Raw genomic sequence first — 17,290 nt, forward strand, 5'->3', positions numbered from 1 at the left:
TCCGGCTCAGCTCGAGAGGAGCGCGGGCGGAAGCACACGCTCCACCCACTTCGTTGCCTGCTCGTACGCGTAGGCAAGTTGGAGAACGGCTCGGTCTGCGCCGTGTCGTCCGATGATCTGGATTCCCATGGGGAGCCGACGGTCGTCGAAACCGACCGGCATCGCAGCAACCGGGAGGCTCGCCATCGTCCACGGTGCGACGGTCTCCATCCACCGGTGATATGTATCCATCGGCCGGCCGGCGATCGTTGCCGGCCAGTGTGTGGCCTTGTCAAACGGAAACACCTGGGCACTGGGCGCGAGGATGTAGTCATAGGTTTCGAACATCTTGGTGACGGCCGCCTGCCAGTCATTGCGGGCCGCAGCGGCTTTGGTGATGTCGAGCGCGGAGAGTGCGCGTCCGTGCTCCATCTCCCACACGAATTCGGGCTTCATCTGCTCGCGTGTCCGCGGGTCTTCGTAGAGGTCGGTCAAGCCGAGTTGCGCCCACCAGCGCCATCGCAGAAAAAGCTGCCAGATGTCTTCGGGCTTGTAGTCGGGGAGCGCCGCCTCGACGCCGCAACCGATGTTCCGGAACGCATCGAATGAGGACTCGCACAGCTCGAGGACCCCGGGTTCGGTCGCCAGGTACCCGCCCCAGTCACCCACCCACGCGATCCGAGTCCCGCGGAAGTCCCGCTCGAGGCTCCGGGTGAATACCTCGGGGTCCTCGTCGATGCCGAGCGGAGCGTTGGCGTCGGGGCCGGCCATCGTGGACAGAAGGTGCGCCACATCTGCCACCGACCGTCCCATCGGACCGACAACTGCGCCCTGGGCGATGAACCCGGTCTCTGGAATGCGACCCCACGAAGGGCGGAATCCCACAACATTATTGAAGGCTGGCGGATTTCGCAGTGAACCCATGTAATCACTGCCGTCGGCAACCGGTACCATCCGCAACGCCAGGGCCGCAGCAGCACCGCCGCTACTTCCGCCGGCGGTCCGTGAGGTGTCGTACGGTGTCGCCGTCGTGCCCCATACAGGGTTGTACGTCTGGGACCCGAGCCCGAACTCGGGGGTATTGGTCTTGCCGATAATGATGGCGCCGGCCGCCTTGATCCGGGTGACGAACAGGTCATCGGTGTCGGCGATCCGGTCGGCGAAGATGGGCGATCCGGAGGTGAACGGCAGTCCCTCGACGGCAGAAAGGTCCTTGACGGCGTGCGGGAACCCGTGCATCCAGCCGAGGTATTGCCCGTCGGCCAGCTGGCGGTCCCGCTCGCGCGCTTCGGCCAGCAACTCGTCCCGGTCACGCAGGGCAACGATGGCGTTGACGCTGGGATTGTGCACTTCGATGTGGTCGAGATAGGCAGTCATGACGTCGACGCACGACACCTCGCGTCTCTTGATCAAGCCACTGAGCGTCAATGCATCACACATGACGAGCTGTTCGTATTCGTCCGGCCGGCACGAAGGTCCGAGGCGAGTGTTGCCGGACTCGCCTGCGTTGACGGGGTCGATGACGTGTGACACTGGTGAACCTCTCCACGTTTCAGAACGAATACCGGCCAACGCCGATGTGCACGAACTCTGACCGCAGCATCAGTCAAGTCGGCGGTTGGTGTGGTCGAGGATGCGCCGCGGTCCGGTTTCCGGCCGCGACGCTTCCTCATTCACGTTGTGACCGAGAACTATTGGCCGAGGTCGACGATGGCGGCAACGGGGCCGCCGCCCTCCGGACCCTGGTGTGCAGCCGACACAGACACGAATACCGCCGGGTCACCCGTGACCGACGATGCGACACCGCCCACGCAGGACTTGATCTGGCGGTGCCAGTGCACGTCCGAGTCGTCGAGCATCGCGTTACGGCGGTTACGCACCGTCCCGTCCTGGCTCGCTTCGCACTTGAGGAAGACGTTGACGAGCTGGCCGTCCAGGTCGCTCGTGTGGGGCCGCTCGGGCAGCTCGAGTCCCGCATCCCGGATCGCGGCCCAGATGCCGTCCTGGTCGAGCGGATCCTTCATCACGCTGTGCCCGATCCGGTAGCGGCCGCCGACACCGCGCGCATTTCCTACGACAACGATCTGAGCCCTGTCCAACTCGACACCCGACGAACAGGATGCAACCGACGAGAAGAGGTCGCGGCGGTGCATGACATCAGCGTCGCTCGGCATTTCGATCTCGCCGAGCGCGACGGCAATCCCCAGTGCCGTACAGCCGTTCGACAGATCCATCGACTCGTGCGTTTGCTCGGTCCACACCGTCTCGCCGCGGCTCTTGGCGTCTCGGATGGTGTGGATCGTCAGCAACGGCGTCTTCGTCTGCACGTAGTGCACGTCGGCGGGGTCGGTGATGCCGGCGTTGTCCATCGCCATCTTCACCGCCGCCGCCACCTTCGTGATCATCGGCGTGCGACCGATGTCTTCGGGCAGGAGCTGCTCGCTCATCGAGACACCGACGGTCAGTCGCGGCTCATCGGTCTTCGTCGCCTTTCCTGCCGGCACGGTTGCGAAGATCGTGGCGTGCGGGCTGATCACACCGTCGGTACCGCCGGACCAGACAATGGGCACCTGGGCCACCTCGTCCAGGCTGCGGCTGCCCTTGGCGGAGAGGACCTCACGAAAGGCCCGATCCGCGATGATGCGGGTGTAATCGTTGACGCCGCCGTTGCCCTCGGTCTTGCCGATGACTGCGACCACACGGTCCGCTTCGAGCACGCCGTCGTCGATGAGCTTTGCCAGTTCGCTGGCGTCGGAAACGCTGTGCAGCGGAACCTTGCGGACCTCGATTGCTTCGGGCATTGACATCTCCTCTGGGTGGGGCTAGCAGGGTAGAAAGATCAGGCGGTGACGACCCCTCGTCCGCCCGATCTCGACGAATCGACATGCGGGTCTTCGACTTCGGCGTCGATGATCACCGTCTCGCCGGAAGTCACCACCTATCGTGCGGATCACCGGGAACCCGATCACAACTCTCACGCCGCCCACGCTATGAGGACGAGCATCTTCGAGCACTGGCAATGTTTGCCCAAACCCAAGATCCCATTGGGCACATTTGACCAGCCCAGCTGGTGACAGCGCCGTGGTCCCACGGACGAGGTCGTCGTCTCAATCCCGATAGGTTGCGGGGGGTGGGCCCGCGATCGGTCCGAGTGATCCGGCCAGCCACCGGTCGTAGAAGCGCATCCAGGTGCCGTCCGCGCGCATGCGGTCGAGGGTGCCGTTGACGAACCGGATCAGGTCGTCCTTGTACTTGTTGACACCGATTCCCCAGTGCTCTTCTCCCTCCATCGGTGGTCCCACGATCTGAAAGTTCGGGTCCTGGGACACCAGCCCGGCAAGGAGTGAGTCGGAGGTGCTGGTCGCGTCGGCCTGCCGTTTCTGCATGGTGACGAGGCAGTCGTCCCAATCGGGGACCGCGACGATCGTGGCGTCCGGCGCGACGCGTTGGAGGGTGGGCAGCGAGGTGGTGTCGATGAAGGTGCAGACCCGTTTTCCGGCCAGATCCGCCGGTCCGGTGATGTCGGAACCCAGCGGGACGAGAATGCGCTGGAAGGCGCGGAAGTACTCGGTGGAGAAGCCGACGCGTTGGGCGCGTTCGCAGGTGATCGCGGTGGCGTGAACGACGAGGTCGACCTCGTTGTTCTCGAGCGCGGTGAACCGGCCGGCGGAGGTGAGCAGCCGGAACTCGACCCGGTTCGGATCGCCGAAGATGTCTCCGGCGATCTCCTTCGCCGTGTCGATGTCGAAGCCCTGCAGGGTGCCGGTGGTCGGGTCGCGGAAGCTGAACGGGTTCGTGTTCTGGTCGACGCCGACGATCAACCGGCCGCGCGCTGCGATCTCGGCCAGCGATCCACCGGGCGGCATCTGCCCCGGCGGGGGTTGCGGGCCGGGCCGCAGGCTCGCGAGCGCCCCGCACGACTCGGGCGGTGGTGATTCGGGGGGCGGAGTGCCGGGTGGGATGATCTGGGCCCCGTTCGTCATCGGCCGGGTGGTGTACGTGCCCGTGACGGTCGGGGTGAGGGGGTCGGGTGCGGCGCAGCCGGCGAGGACGGCGACGGCGAGCAGGCCGACGAGATGCCGGGCACGTGGTCTCGCCCCCGGTCCCGAATGCCTCGTCTGCGTCATCAGTGGTACTCGTTCAGTCTCGGCCAGATGCCTCCGCCGACGGCGAATCCGCAGGATACGCCGATAACCATGCTACCGATGGCCAGTGCCGACATCGATCGATAGACATTCGTCACGGCGTCGGCCTCGTCGGCGCGGAGTTGGTCGATGGCGCTGCGGAGGGACTCGTCGAGATCGGCGAAGTGCGCCGCCGACGTGCCGGTGCCCGATCCGGCGGCGATCGACTCGGCGGTCGGGTAGTCACCGCGCTCGAGCGCGATCTCGATATCCCGATGCGCGGCCCGCCAGCCGTCGAAAGCTGTCACGCCGTCGTCGATATGAGCGGCGGCATCGCGGCCGTGCGCACTGTCCCGCTGCCGGGTGAGTTCGTCGGACAGCGCCTGGGAATGTTGCACGTAGTCGATCTCCGACTGGGTGTCGGATCCGCGTTGCACGATGGCGAGGGTTTCGTCGGCGCGTGCCTGCTGCGCCAGGATCCGGGCGCGGGCGATCATGTCGATGGGTTGCGTTCCTTCCGTTCTCGCGTGCTCGCTCGCCGACGTCGACACCAGGCTCGCGACGATCAGCCACAGCAGGAGGCCTGCCATGAGCAGTGAGGCGACCGCGAGTCCGGGATTGAACCGGCGCTTGCTCTTCCGCACGAGATACAGCTGGGCGACGACGAGGACGACGAGGGCGGCCGCGGTGACCGTGAAGGCGGTCGCGGGCAGTTGGGCCGTGTGCGTCTGGGTCTCGGCGACCGCCTCGGCCTGATGGACGTAGAGCCGCTCCGCCAACGGGAGGATGGTGTTCTGCATCAGCGCGGACGCGTCGGACAGATATGCCACACCCACCGGGTTACCGGACCTGTCGTTCGCCTGAGCTGTGGCGACGAGGTTGAAGTACTCGGCGAGGTTCCGCACGACGTCCGACAACAGGGCCAGCGAATCGGCGTCCTGCGACGACACCCCGTTCGTCGCCGTGACCAGCGCGTTCGACGCGTCTCCGACGGCCTGGGTGAACTGTTCCGCGCCGGCAGCCGAGTTGGCACCGTTGCCGGAGACGAAGGACGTGGTGGCGGCGGCATCGGCGATCGACAGCGAGCTGTAGAGGGCCTGCGCGGCGTTCGCCAGGGGCTCGGTGTGGGTGCGCAGTGTCTCGACGCGCTGTTGCCGCGCGCCCACCGCGGCCGACGTGATCGCGCCCGCAGCGATGACGACGGCGATGAGCACGATCCCCAACACCGTCAGCCGGCCGGGCGTGGATGCGAGAAATTCGACCCACGGGCGGTGGCGGGCTTCGGACTCGACGAGCAGGTCCTCGTCGAGTGTCGCGGTTTCGGTGACGACGTGGTCGCCGCGGTGGAACATCCGGTCCTCCTGCACCGCCTCCGCGGTTCCGGTGAGCACCGATCCGGGCCGCGTGGCTTGCATCAAGTGTGCACCGGCAGAGCCGTTCGACGGACCCACTCCGCAGGACAGGGCACCGGCTGGGCGCGCGGCGATATGCTTGACCACATCCTCGAGAGGCCCGCAATGGTGTATGTCTTCGACAGCGGCTCGAACCGGAAGAATCGGCGAAGTCGATGACCGACAACGATCCCTTCGCGACGCAACGCGACGCGCCGGGTTCGGTCACGGCGGATCTGGCAGCTGCTGGATTCGAGGACGCCCAGGAGATCGGCCGCGGCGGTTTCGGCGTCGTCTATCGCTGCACGCAGGTGGCACTCGACCGCACCGTGGCGGTCAAGGTCCTCACCGCCGACCTCGACGAGCCGAACCGGGCACGATTCCTGCGAAAACAGCGCGCGACCGGCCGGCTGACCGGACACCCCAACGTGGTCACAGTCCTCCACGTCGGCGTCACCGACAACGGTCGGCCGTATATCGTCATGCCGTTCCACGCCGCGAACTCCCTCGACGCGCGGATCCGCCGCGACGGGCCACTCCCGCTGGACGAAGCGCTGCGACTGGGCGTGAAGATGGCCGGGGCCCTCGAGACCGCTCACCGCGCCGGGATCCTCCACCGCGACGTCAAGCCCGCAAACATCCTGATCACCGATTACGGCGAGCCGGCGCTGGCGGATTTCGGTATCGCCCGTATCGCCGGCGGGTTCGAAACCACCGCCGGTGTGGTGACGGGTTCGCCGGCGTTCACGGCCCCCGAGGTGGTGTCCGGCGAGGCGCCGACCGCGAGCGCCGACGTGTACGGCCTCGGTGCGACGTTGTTCGCCGTCATCACCGGTCACGCCGCCTTCGAACGCCGCACCGGGGAGCAGGTGGTGGCCCAGTTCCTGCGGATCGCCGCCGAGCCGGCTCCGAACCCCCGGGAGCACGGCATTCCCGACGACGTCAGCGCGATCATCGAACGTGCCATGGCCGGCACCCCGGAGAGCCGACCGTCCGCCACCGAACTCGGTCGGCAACTGCGCGCATCCCAACGTCTCCACGGTTTTGCCGTCGACGACATGGCGCTGCACACCGAACCGGGAGCCGCGGAATCACAAGAGAAGGGTGCGGCTGACCGACTCGTTCCCCATGCGCACGAATTCTTTCGCGAGGTGACGAGTTTCGTCGGACGCCGAAACGAGGTGGCCGCGGTCAAGGCGCGACTGTCGGATTCTCGGATAGTGACGCTCACCGGATTCGGTGGGGTGGGCAAGACCCGGCTGGCCTGCCGCGTCGCCGCGGAAGTGCGCAGAACCTACACCGGTGGCGTCTGGTTCGTGGATCTCGCGTCGATCTCCGGTCCCGACCTCGTCGTCGGCGCGATCGCCGAGGCACTCGACATCCAAGACGGAGTGAACGCGAATGGCACCCACTACCTGTTCGAATTCCTGGCGGAACGACATGCACTCATCGTCTTGGACAACTGCGAGCATGTGATCGAGGGGTGCGGGAGCGTCAGCGCCGAGATCGCACGGCGGGCGGACGGCGTACAGATTTTGGCAACCAGTCGCGAGCCACTCGGTGTGCTGGGTGAAGCCGTGTTCGAGGTACCTCCCCTGTCGGTTCTGGACGAGGATCAGCTCACCGTGGGAGGAGACGTCTCGAACTTTCATTCCGAGGCGGTCGATCTCTTCGAGCAGCGCGCTGCCTCCGTCGTCCCCGGGTACTCCCTCGACGACGAGAGTCGCGTGGGCGTGGCCCGACTCTGCCGGCGGCTGGACGGCATCCCTCTGGCCATCGAACTCGCAGCGGTCCGGATCAGGTCGCTGCCCCTCGACCGCGTCCTGTCGCGGGAGGGCGCACTGTTCGACCTCCTGACTCGGGGAAACCGTGGCGGACCGGTGCGCCATCAGACGCTGCGCGCCGCCATCGATTGGAGCTTCGATCTCTGCTCCCCGGGAGAACAGGCCCTCTGGTCGCGGTTGTCCGTCTTCGCGGGCGGTTTCGATTTCGATGCGGTCGAGAGCGTGTGCACCGACCCGGTCGTCGTGTCGGACGCGTTCGACACACTGTCCGGCCTGGTGGAGAAATCGGTCGTCACCACCGTGCAGTCCGGATCCACCGTTCGATACAAATTGCTGGAAAGCATCAAGGATTACGGGTCCGAGAAACTCGCCGAGCACGGCGACGAAGACACGTGGCGCAGGAATCATCGAGACTACTTCCTGCGCATGTCGGAGCGCAGCGAGAGTCGGTCGCTGGGATCGGGGCAGCGGGAATGGAACCGTCGGCTGCGGCACGAGCGGGCGAATCTGCGGTCGGCGCTCGAGTACTGCCTGTCCACACCCGGGGAGGCCCGAGCCGGTCTCCGGATGGCGGGTTCGCTGTGGTTCTTCTGGAACGCGAGTGGCCTGCTGCGAGACGGCCGGTGCTGGCTCACCCGAGCCTTGGACGCCGACCCGCAGCCCAGCAGGGAGAGGGCGAAAGCGCTCTGGGTGATCGGTTGGTACGCAATGGTTCAGGGCGATATCGACGACTCCAAACGATATCTACTGGACAGCAACGCCGTCGCGGAATCGGTCGGTGATCGAATCGCCCAGGCGTTTGCACTTCAATTCCGCGGGGCGGCGGAGGAGATCGACGGAAATCTCGACGTCGCGCTGAAGCTTCTGACGGCGGCGATGGCACATCACGCCGAGTCGGGGGAAGTCAATTCCCTGACACTGCTGGGCGGCGCTCAACTGGCGTTCGTGCACTGCCTGGCCGGGAACCTCGAACAATCGCTTGCCGCGGCCGACGAGACCATCGCCCTCGGCACGTCACTGCAGGAGCGCTTTTCGACGTCCTGGGCAATGTGGGCGCGCGGCCTGACCCTGTGGACCCGGCGCGAGTACGGGCCCGCATCGGACTCGTTGAAAGAAGCGATCGAACTGAAGCAGTCATTGAGCGACTGGCTGGGCGTGTGCGCGTGCACGGAGATCCTCGCGTGGATCGCCGTCGAGGAAGGGAATCCGGTTCGATCCGCACGCCTGCTGGGTATCGGGCGCACATTGTGCGGAGAAATGGGCAGCGCCCCGCTGTTCGGAAACGACGCGCTGATCCGTACCCGGACTCGCTGCGAAAAGCGCACCCGCCAACTGCTCGGCAGTTCCGCGTTCGAGAAAGAATCCCGGGCCGGTGAAAGCCTCGAACACCTCGCGTCGATCGAATACGCGCTGCAGAAGCGCACCCCCGAACCGGCGGCACCCGCGGCTGCGTCCACGACGGTGACACTCACCCGTCGCGAGAAGGAGGTGGCAAAGCTGGTGGCGGAGGGACTCACGAACAAACAGATCGCGGAACGATTGGTGATCTCGCCCCGGACCGCGGAAGGACACGTCGACCGCATCCTCACGAAGACCGGACACCGATCCCGCGCGCAGCTCGCCGCCTGGATCGCCCGCGAGGAGCGCATCGACTCCCGGAATCCGTAGTGCTACCTGCGTAGGAAATTCAGGTAGCGATGCAGGTAGATCTTCGCCGTTCCCTGCGGCGCGCGGTTGCGAGTGTTGTCGGCATGAACAGCACACACCCCCACCGGAACAACTGCCACACCCACTGGAAGCGGTTCGCCGGCATCGCAGTGGCCACTGCTGCACTCGGCGTCCTCCCCGCCGGTGCCGCGGCCGCCACCACACCGGCCGCTACCCCCGTCACCGCCGTCGTCACCCGTGACATTCCCCGCGACCACGACAACACCATGCAGCAGCAACGCCAGCACGACCGGCAGCGCGACCAAAGGCAGGACCGCCGCGCCGAAACCACCATCCGCGACCAAATCCTCGCCGGCTGGCACAGCAGCAGCGCCCCAATGTAGGCAGTCGCACGGTCGATCGCGCCCACGAGAGCCGACGGACGTCAGCACTCCCCCATCCCCCGCCTCACAGTCACTACCCACCAGAGAAATCCACAGAAGGAAGCCATGACCGAAACCCGCACCACCAAGGCGACCACCACCGCGACAGTCACGAACGTCGACATGAAACTCGAGGTGCTCGTCCTCCCCGTCTCCGACATGGATCGTGCCACCGACTTCTACACAAAACTCGGCTGGCGACGGGACATCACACCGGCTGACTCCGGCGTCGCCCAGTTCACCCCGACCGGCGCCGACACCTCGATCCACTTCGGCACCGACCTGACCGACGCTGCGCCCGGATCCGCCACAGCCTTCCTGATCGTCTCCGACATCGGTGCCGCACACCGACAGCTGACCGCCGCCGGAATCGATGTCAGCGACATCTTCCACTACACCGCGAGCGGTCCGGTCCCCGGACCGGACCCCGACCATGCCACCTACAACTCGTACGCCACCTTCCAGGACCCCGACGGCAACACCTGGAAGCTGCAGGAAGTCACCACCCGGCTGCCCGGCCGCATCGACGTCGCCGCAACAGTATTCAGCTCCCACCACGACCTGGTAAGTGCGCTTTTCCGCGCGGCCATCGTCCACGGTGAACACGAGAAGCGCGCGGGCGGACAGTACGACGAGAACTGGCCCGACTGGTACGCCGCCTACATGGTCGCCGAGCAGGCCGGGACGGAGCTGCCCACCTAGCACTCCTTTCATTCCAAAGGTTGCCTACCCTCTCGTGCCCCGGGCGATCTGCACACACGTCGAGTGCCACCACGACCACCTGGGCGATCCCGCCACGGCGATCTTGGCTTCGCCAATCAGTACCTACTTCCTCTGATCTGTCCCCGCATCGTGAACAGCCTCAATGTGACAGCGGCGCCAGTTCCACCCAAAAGCCATTCCTCGACCACCAGTCAACCCAGCAAGGAACACCACATGTCTGTCATATCCGAAGTCGCGATCCGGCCGTTCACGGTCGAGTTCCCTGAGACTGAACTCCAGGCTCTGCGCCAGCGCATCGCGGCCACCCGGTCGCCCGACAAGGAAACCGTCGCAGATCAGTCCCAGGGCACGGAGCTCGCGACGAGCCGGGCACTCGCGCAGTATTGGGCCTCGGACTACGACTGGCGCAGGTGCGAGGCGAAACTGAACGCTCTGCCGCAGTTCGTCACCGAGATCGACGGACTCGACATTCACTTCATTCACATTCGATCGAAGCATAACGATGCGCTGCCGCTCGTCGTCACGCACGGATGGCCCGGTTCGATCATCGAGCAGCTGAAGCTCGTGGGACCGCTGACCGATCCGACGGCACACGGTGGCAGCGCAGCGGACGCTTTTCATCTGGTGATCCCGTCGATGCCCGGCTTCGGGCTCTCGGGCAAGCCGACGACGACCGGCTGGGGTCCCGACCGGATCGCCCGCGCCTGGGTGGAGCTGATGAAACGACTCGGCTACACGCGGTTCGTCGCCCAGGGCGGCGACTGGGGTGCGATCGTCACGGAGATGATGGCGCTGCAGGAGCCGCCGGAACTGCTCGGTATCCACACCAACATGGCGTGCGTGGTTCCCCCGGACATCGATCAGGCACTCCTCACGGGCAACCCGCTGCCGTCGGATCTGTCCGAAGACGAGAAGGCCGCATGCGACCAGCTGGCCTTCTTCTATCAGCACATCGGCTACGCCGTGGAGATGGGGTCACGACCGCAGACGCTGACCGCATTGGCGGATTCACCCGTCGGGCTGGCGGCGTTCATGCTCGACCACGACGTCGCCAGTCTGGCACTGATCTCGCGGGTCTTCGCCGAGCAGTCGGAAGGCCTGACACGCGACGATGTTCTCGACAACATCACGCTCTACTGGCTGACGAACACGGCGGTGTCGGCGGCACGGCTCTATTGGGAGAACAAGTCCCCGTTCTTCGCCACCAGAGGTATCTCCATCCCGGTTGCCGTCAGCGTCTTTCCCGACGAGTTGTACCAGGCCCCGCGGAGTTGGGCAGAACAGGCGTATCCCGAACTGGTCCACTACAACAAGCTCGACAAGGGCGGCCACTTCGCGGCCTGGGAGCAGCCCCGACTCCTCGTGGAAGAACTGCGCACCGGCCTGCGGTCGCTTCGCTAGGGGCAGTGACGTCGAGCGTGGGTTCCGCCCCCGCTCGGCGGGGCAACCCGTTGCTCCCCACCGTGCGGCCCGACGATGATGGGGTGGTGATCATCGAACGCAACTCGGTCGTCGGGGCGCCGATCGGACAGGTGTGGGCCAGGGTCGTGGATCCCGAGGGGATCAACGACGAGATGCGCCCGTGGATGACGATGAGCATTCCGCGGGGTCGGGAGTCGATCACCATCGACACCGTTCCGGTGGGGCAACCGCTCGGCCGGGCGTGGCTGCGGTTGTTCGGGCTCGTCCCCTTCGACTACGACGACCTCACCATCGCCGAACTCGAACCGGGTCTGCGGTTCCACGAGAAGTCGACGATGCTCAGCATGCGCCGGTGGGAGCACGAACGCACGCTGCGGCCCTTCGACGACGGAACCACCGGCGTCCACGACCGGATCACGTTCGAACCGAGGCTTCCGTTGGTGCCGCTGACGCCGGTGCTCACGCGCGTCCTCGGTGCGTTCTTCGGGCACCGGCATCGCCGTCTGGCGCGGCACTTCGGCTGACGGCCTCGCCCGATGTCACACCGGTGCAGTCGAACTGAACCACTGTGACATCGGGCGCGGCGCCAAGGGCGTACAACGTCAGTGCGCCGTGTAACCACCGTCGACGACGAGTTCGGTGCCGGTGGTGAAGCCGGACTCGTCCGAGGCGAGGTAGAGCACGCCGTACGCGATCTCGTCGGGTTCCCCCTGCCGCGGGAGGGGGTTGCCGGATACGAGTTGGCGGTAGTACTCCTCGGCGCCGAGCGCGCTGCCCTCGGCGGACCGCCTGCTCATCGCCGTGCGCATCGACCCGGGGTGGATCGAGTTGACGCGAATCCCGTCGGGACCGTAGGCGACGGCGTCCGACTTGCTCAGCAGTCGCACAGCGCCTTTCGACGCGTGATACAGCGGGACGTTGGATCCGCCGGTCAGCCCGTGGATCGAGGAGAAGTTCACGATGCTGCCCTTCTTCCGGCCGATCATGTGGGGCACCACGTGTTTGGTCATCAGCCAGACGCCCTTGACGTTGACGTCGAAGATCTGGTCGAACTCGGCGACCGACGCCTCGTGGGACGGCGCGGGCCTGCCGATGATTCCGGCGCAGTTGACCAGGATGTCGGGAATCCCCACCGTCTCCACGACTGCGGCGACGGTGTCGGCGACGCTGGTCTCGTCGGTGACGTCGACGGCGAACGACGTGATCGCCGTCGAATCCCACGGCGCATCCGGCACTTTGAGGTCGAGGGCGGCAACCGTCGCCCCCTCCCGTGCCAGCATCCGGGCGGTCGCGCCGCCCAGGTCACCGTTCGCTCCCGTGACGACGGCGACCTTGCCTGCCACTCGACCTGTCATGATCTGCCTCCCACTGCTGCGCCGGCCCACGGGCCGATCATCGGAATCCACTCGGTGATGTCGTACGACGCGACGTACCCGTGTCGACGGAACGGGTCGCCCTCGACGACGTCGACGACGTCCTGCTTGCCCTCGGCCTCGTAGATCATCGCCGCGCCGGGATCTTCTCCCGCCGCGAACGGTCCGGACCCGAGGATCAGTCCGCGGTCGGCGGCGGCCTGCAGGTAGTTCTTGTGTTCGGGACGGTGCGCGTCCCGGCCGGCCATGTCGCCGGTGTAGGCGTAGCGGACGAGGTAGAACGGCACGTCAGACCTCCTCCAGGACGGTCGGCGTGGCGGGTTCTCCGCGCAGCGACGCGAGGATCTCGGCGTCCCGGCCGATCGTGTATCCGAAGACGAGGGCGGGTCCGATGTTGGCGCCGTAACCGGGGTAGCCGCCGCCGAAGATGCTGACGGCCGCGGATCCGGCCGCGAAGAGACCGGGGATCGGCTGGTTGTCGTCGTCGAGTACCTGGCTGTGCCGGTCGACGGCGAGACCCGAGTAGGCGCCGAGGTCGCCCATCTCGATCTTCGCCGCGTAGTACGGACCCTCGTCGAGCGGCTCGAGATTCGGGTTGGGCTGGTGCTCCATGTCGCCCTTGAAGTGGTGGAACCAATTGGAACCGCGGTTGAACTTCGGGTCCTCGCCCTTGGCGGCTCCGGCGTTGAAATCGGTGAGGGTCTTCTTCAGCCCGGCGGCGTCGACGCCGATCGTGCGGGCGAGTTCGTCGACCGAGTCGGCCTTGTGGAGGAATCCGGTCTTCTTGAAATACCCCTGCGGGATGGGCCACGGCTTCGCGTACCCGATGCCGTACTTCTTCATCGCCTTCGAGTCGGCGATGATGTAGCCGAACGTCTCGTCCTCGCCGGCGTTCTCCTGGATCATCGCCATGCCGAAGTCGTGGTACGAACTCGACTCGTTGGCGAAGCGTTCGCCCTTCCGGTTCACGGCGATCAGGCCGGGAAGTCCGAACGCCCGCAGGTGCGGGAAGATCCGCTGCTGCCCGCGCAGACCGGTGAACACCGTGACCGGGGCCCAGGCGGCCGGCTCGTGGACGTCCGTGTCGACGTGCCCGCCGAGCGGCGAGGCCAGTCGCACGTTGTCGCCGTCGTGCCCGACCGTGGGGGTGAAGTGGTTGTCGCCGTGCGGATCATGACCCCAGTACTCGGCGCGCAGCGCCGCATCCGAGGAGTAACCTCCTGCCGCGATGACGACGCCGAGCCGCGCCTCCACCGTTCCCGCGTGCCTGCCGCCGAGTACCGCGCCGGTGACGACGCCGTCCTCCGACTGCAGAATCTTCGTCACGGGCGTCTCGGTCCACATCCGGATACCGAGCTTCGCGGCGGACGACACCATCCGCACCATCAGCGAATTGCCGTTGGTCCGGTCGAACGACCGGCGGCAGAGTACCGTCTCGGCCCACGTCTTGAGGAGCTTCTTCGACACGTAGACAAAGGATTTCCACGACTGATTGGCGTGCAGGAACTGCGCGATGTCGGGTCCGACCTCCGGCATGTACCCGAATACGGTGTAGGTGTCGAGGTAGGGCCGCAACCGCAGCCGATTCTCGCCGAGAGTACGTGCGTCGATCACCTTGCCGGAGATCGCGCGTCCCGACGGCTTCGCGCCCGGTGCGTCCATCTGATAGTCGGGAGCCATTTCCGGATAGACGAATTCGACGTCGGTGTCGCGCTCGAGCCAGTCGATCGCCTCCGGGACCTCGTCGAGGAAGGTGTCGACCATCTCGGCCTTGTAGCAGTCCTTGGCGAGTGCGCGGATGTAGGTTTCGATCTCTCGCCGGGTGTCACCCTGCGCGACGCCCTGCTTGTTGCCCGGCACCCACGCCCAGCCGCCGGAGATGGCGGTGGTGCCGCCGAGCCACTGCGACTTCTCGGCAACGATGACGCTGTGGCCCTCGCTCGCCGCCTTGAGGGCCGCGGCCATGCCTGCGGCGCCGGAACCGATGACCAACAGGTCGCATTTGACAGTTTTCGAGCTCATACGTGGACCTTTCCTGGAGTCGGCACTCGATCGGAATGTGCGAAAAGATTGGTGTGCAGTCACTTTCGACTGCCCCTCCGCGACCGGTGACGGTGTGTTCGTGTCACCACTCTGACCGAACCGAGACCCGAGTCACAGCGCGACTCCAATGGATGGAAAAGGTTCTCTCAGTGGCGCGAACCGCGGGTCATCGCCCGGGTGATGCCCCGCGACGCCGTCGTCAGCGCGGCGACGACCGATTGCGGGTTGGCCTGATCGTGCGGAATGACGACGGACAGAGCGGCGATCACCTTGCCTCCGTCGCTGTCGCGCACGGGCACAGCGACTCCCGTCGCGCCCGGGGTGATCAGACCCGCGGCCACGGCGAAGTGCTGGTTCCGCACCTCGGCGAGGAGACGTCGCATCTGCCCGGGATCGGTGACGGTGGCCTCGGTGTAGCGTTCCAGCGGCCGCGACAGCAACTCGTCCTGCACCTCGCGGGTGGCGTTGGCCATCAGGACCAGACCGGACGAGCACGCGTGCACCGGCAGGCGTCCGGCGATCTTCGTGACGTTGACGACCGACCCGCGCGTGGAGAGCCGCTCCACGAACAGCACCTCGTTGCCGTCGAGGACGCCCAGCTGGGTGTGTTGCCTGATCGCGGCGTTCACGTCTTCCATGAACGGCATCGCGGCCTCGCGCAGGCTCAGGGTGTGCGAGCCGCGAGACCCCAACTCCCACATCCGCACCCCGATGCTGATGCGGGTGTCGTTGCGCTCGAGGAGCCGGTACTTCACGAGTTCCCCGACGATGCGATGCGCCGTCGCGACGGGAAGGTCGGACCGGCGCGCGATATCGGACACCGACAGGGACGGTGTGTCCGCGTCGAAGGAGGACAGAACCCTCACGACGCGGGCAGTGACCGATTCTCCCGTCGGTGTCCGTGACATCGCCCCATTGTCCTCCGGCTACTCCTGCGGGGTGGACGGACGGCCCAGTTCGGCCAGCGGCACCCGATATGTCTCGCGGGCGGTGAAGGCGGCGACGGACGAGATCAGCATGCAGAGCGCCGTGAACACCGCGACCGGGACCCACGCGTTCACGCCGGTGCCCAGCAGCGCCCAGCCGATCGCCGGGGCGAAGCCGGCGATGAGGAACCCGATCTGCGTCCCGACCGCGAAACCGGAGTAGCGCACCGGCGCCGCGAACATCTCGGTGAAGAAGCTCGGCCACAGACCGTTCACCATCGAATAGAACAACGTCATCGTCAGCAGCGCGGCCAGGAAGATCAGCGGAACGGAACCGACCGAGATCGCCCAGAAGTACCCGAAGATCGTCACGGCGCATCCGAGGGCACCGGTGATCCAGACGGGGCGTCGTCCGATGCGGTCCGACAGCTTCGCGAGCAGCGGAATCGCGACGATGGAGCCGGCGATCGACACCGACGACGCCCACAGCATCGTGGTGCGGTCGATGCCGACGTCGGGTCCGGTGGCGTAGGCCAGTCCGAAGACGGTGAACACGGTCTGGCCGACGGCGAACAGCGAGCACAGCGCGATCCGCAGGACGTCCCGCCACTGCGTGGTCACGACCGTCACGACGGGCAGTTTCCGGACCTCCGCGTGGTCGCGGGACTCCTCGAACACCGGCGTCTCGTCGAGCTTGGTGCGGACGAAGTAGGCGACCACCAGCATGACGGCGCTGCACCAGAACGGGATTCGCCAGCCCCAGCTGTCCAGTTGGTCCTTGGGCAGCGCGGCGACGGGAATGAACACGAGCGTTGCGAGCACCATCCCGGCGGCGTAGCCCGTCATGGTGAAACTGGTGAAGAACGCCCGCCGCCCCTCGGGCGAGTGCTCGAGCGTGAGGGTGCTGGCGCCTGCCGCCTCACCGCCCGCCGAGAACCCCTGCGCGAGGCGGCACAGGACGAGGAGGATCGGGGCGGCGATGCCGATCTGCTCGTAGGTGGGCAGGAAACCGATCGCGAGGCTCGACAGACCCATGATCAGCAGCGTCAGCAGCAGAATTCTCTTGCGTCCCAGCTTGTCCCCGAAATGGCCGAGCACGATGCCGCCGACGGGTCGGGCCACGTAGCCCACACCGAACGTCGCGAGCGCGGCCACGGTGCCGATCGCGTCGTTGCCGGCCGGGAAGAACGTGTGCCCGAAGACGAGGGCGGCGGCGGATCCGTAGATGAAGAAGTCGTAGTACTCGAGCGCGCTGCCGAGGAACGACGCGAGCGCCGCTTTCTTCGGCGTCTTCGCGGCTTCGGTGTCGGTCTGTGTCGTCGGGTTGTCGTGCGTCACGGCGGATACGTTCATCGACTCTCCTGCGGTCCGGCCTGGCGTGGTGTGACACAACGTGCCAATCCCGGACACCCGTGCGCAACGTCACATCCATCCA

Annotated in this window: 13 protein-coding genes and 1 pseudogene; 5 read left to right on the plus strand and 9 right to left on the minus strand. The window is 66.3% G+C overall.

Going from position 1 to position 17,290, the window contains the following annotated elements; translation table 11 throughout:
• Positions 1-6 precede the first annotated feature (6 nt).
• From ACFTWF_RS29235 to ACFTWF_RS29250, 4 genes and pseudogenes are all read right to left on the minus strand, one after another.
• On the minus strand, positions 7-1,512 hold the full coding sequence (locus ACFTWF_RS29235) for an amidase (RefSeq protein WP_378464617.1): 1,506 nt from the start codon (positions 1,510-1,512) through the stop codon (positions 7-9).
• Positions 1,513-1,670: 158 nt separating this feature from the next.
• A complete protein-coding gene (locus ACFTWF_RS29240) occupies positions 1,671-2,780 on the minus strand; it encodes a ring-opening amidohydrolase (protein WP_378464618.1) in 1,110 nt (369 codons plus the stop codon).
• A 306-nt stretch (positions 2,781-3,086) separates the two neighbouring features.
• Positions 3,087-4,106 (minus strand): glutamate ABC transporter substrate-binding protein, encoded by a 1,020-nt coding sequence (locus tag ACFTWF_RS29245; protein ID WP_378464619.1) that lies wholly within the window; start codon positions 4,104-4,106, stop codon positions 3,087-3,089.
• Positions 4,106-5,604, minus strand: a pseudogene (locus ACFTWF_RS29250) (hypothetical protein). The gene ACFTWF_RS29245 and the pseudogene ACFTWF_RS29250 overlap by 1 nt, the downstream one beginning before the upstream one ends.
• 66 nt (positions 5,605-5,670) lie before the next feature.
• Between ACFTWF_RS29250 and ACFTWF_RS29255 the strand changes: the two are divergent.
• From ACFTWF_RS29255 to ACFTWF_RS29275, 5 genes are all read left to right on the plus strand, one after another.
• Positions 5,671-8,946 (plus strand): protein kinase, encoded by a 3,276-nt coding sequence (locus ACFTWF_RS29255; RefSeq protein WP_378464620.1) that lies wholly within the window; start codon positions 5,671-5,673, stop codon positions 8,944-8,946.
• 83 nt (positions 8,947-9,029) lie between these two features.
• Positions 9,030-9,329: a hypothetical protein gene (locus tag ACFTWF_RS29260; protein WP_378464621.1), complete on the plus strand. Its 300-nt coding sequence runs from the start codon at positions 9,030-9,032 to the stop codon at positions 9,327-9,329.
• Between the two features lie 105 nt (positions 9,330-9,434).
• Positions 9,435-10,070: a VOC family protein gene (locus ACFTWF_RS29265; protein WP_378464622.1), complete on the plus strand. Its 636-nt coding sequence runs from the start codon at positions 9,435-9,437 to the stop codon at positions 10,068-10,070.
• 234 nt (positions 10,071-10,304) lie between these two features.
• Complete coding sequence (locus tag ACFTWF_RS29270) at positions 10,305-11,492, plus strand: epoxide hydrolase family protein (protein ID WP_378464623.1); 1,188 nt, start codon at positions 10,305-10,307, stop codon at positions 11,490-11,492.
• Between the two features lie 86 nt (positions 11,493-11,578).
• Entirely contained in the window at positions 11,579-12,037 is a 459-nt protein-coding gene (locus tag ACFTWF_RS29275; protein WP_378464675.1) for a hypothetical protein, read from the plus strand.
• 78 nt (positions 12,038-12,115) lie between these two features.
• Here ACFTWF_RS29275 and ACFTWF_RS29280 read toward each other — a convergent pair whose 3' ends face one another.
• The 5 genes from ACFTWF_RS29280 to ACFTWF_RS29300 all read right to left on the minus strand — a co-directional run bounded on the left by ACFTWF_RS29280 (position 12,116) and on the right by ACFTWF_RS29300 (position 17,208).
• Positions 12,116-12,868 carry an SDR family NAD(P)-dependent oxidoreductase gene (locus tag ACFTWF_RS29280; protein ID WP_378464624.1) on the minus strand — a complete coding sequence of 251 codons (753 nt, stop codon included), beginning with the start codon at positions 12,866-12,868 and terminating at the stop codon, positions 12,116-12,118.
• Entirely contained in the window at positions 12,865-13,173 is a 309-nt protein-coding gene (locus tag ACFTWF_RS29285; protein WP_378464625.1) for a YciI family protein, read from the minus strand. Before ACFTWF_RS29285 ends, ACFTWF_RS29280 begins: the two co-directional genes overlap by 4 nt.
• A gap of 1 nt (position 13,174) precedes the next feature.
• Entirely contained in the window at positions 13,175-14,908 is a 1,734-nt protein-coding gene (locus ACFTWF_RS29290; RefSeq protein WP_378464626.1) for an FAD-dependent oxidoreductase, read from the minus strand.
• A gap of 167 nt (positions 14,909-15,075) precedes the next feature.
• Positions 15,076-15,837 carry an IclR family transcriptional regulator gene (locus ACFTWF_RS29295; RefSeq protein ID WP_378464627.1) on the minus strand — a complete coding sequence of 254 codons (762 nt, stop codon included), beginning with the start codon at positions 15,835-15,837 and terminating at the stop codon, positions 15,076-15,078.
• A gap of 18 nt (positions 15,838-15,855) precedes the next feature.
• A complete protein-coding gene (locus ACFTWF_RS29300) occupies positions 15,856-17,208 on the minus strand; it encodes an MFS transporter (protein WP_378464628.1) in 1,353 nt (450 codons plus the stop codon).
• Positions 17,209-17,290 lie beyond the last annotated feature (82 nt).

Source organism: Rhodococcus sp. NPDC056960, assembly GCF_042674125.1.
In the GTDB taxonomy this organism is placed as follows: domain Bacteria; phylum Actinomycetota; class Actinomycetes; order Mycobacteriales; family Mycobacteriaceae; genus Rhodococcus_F.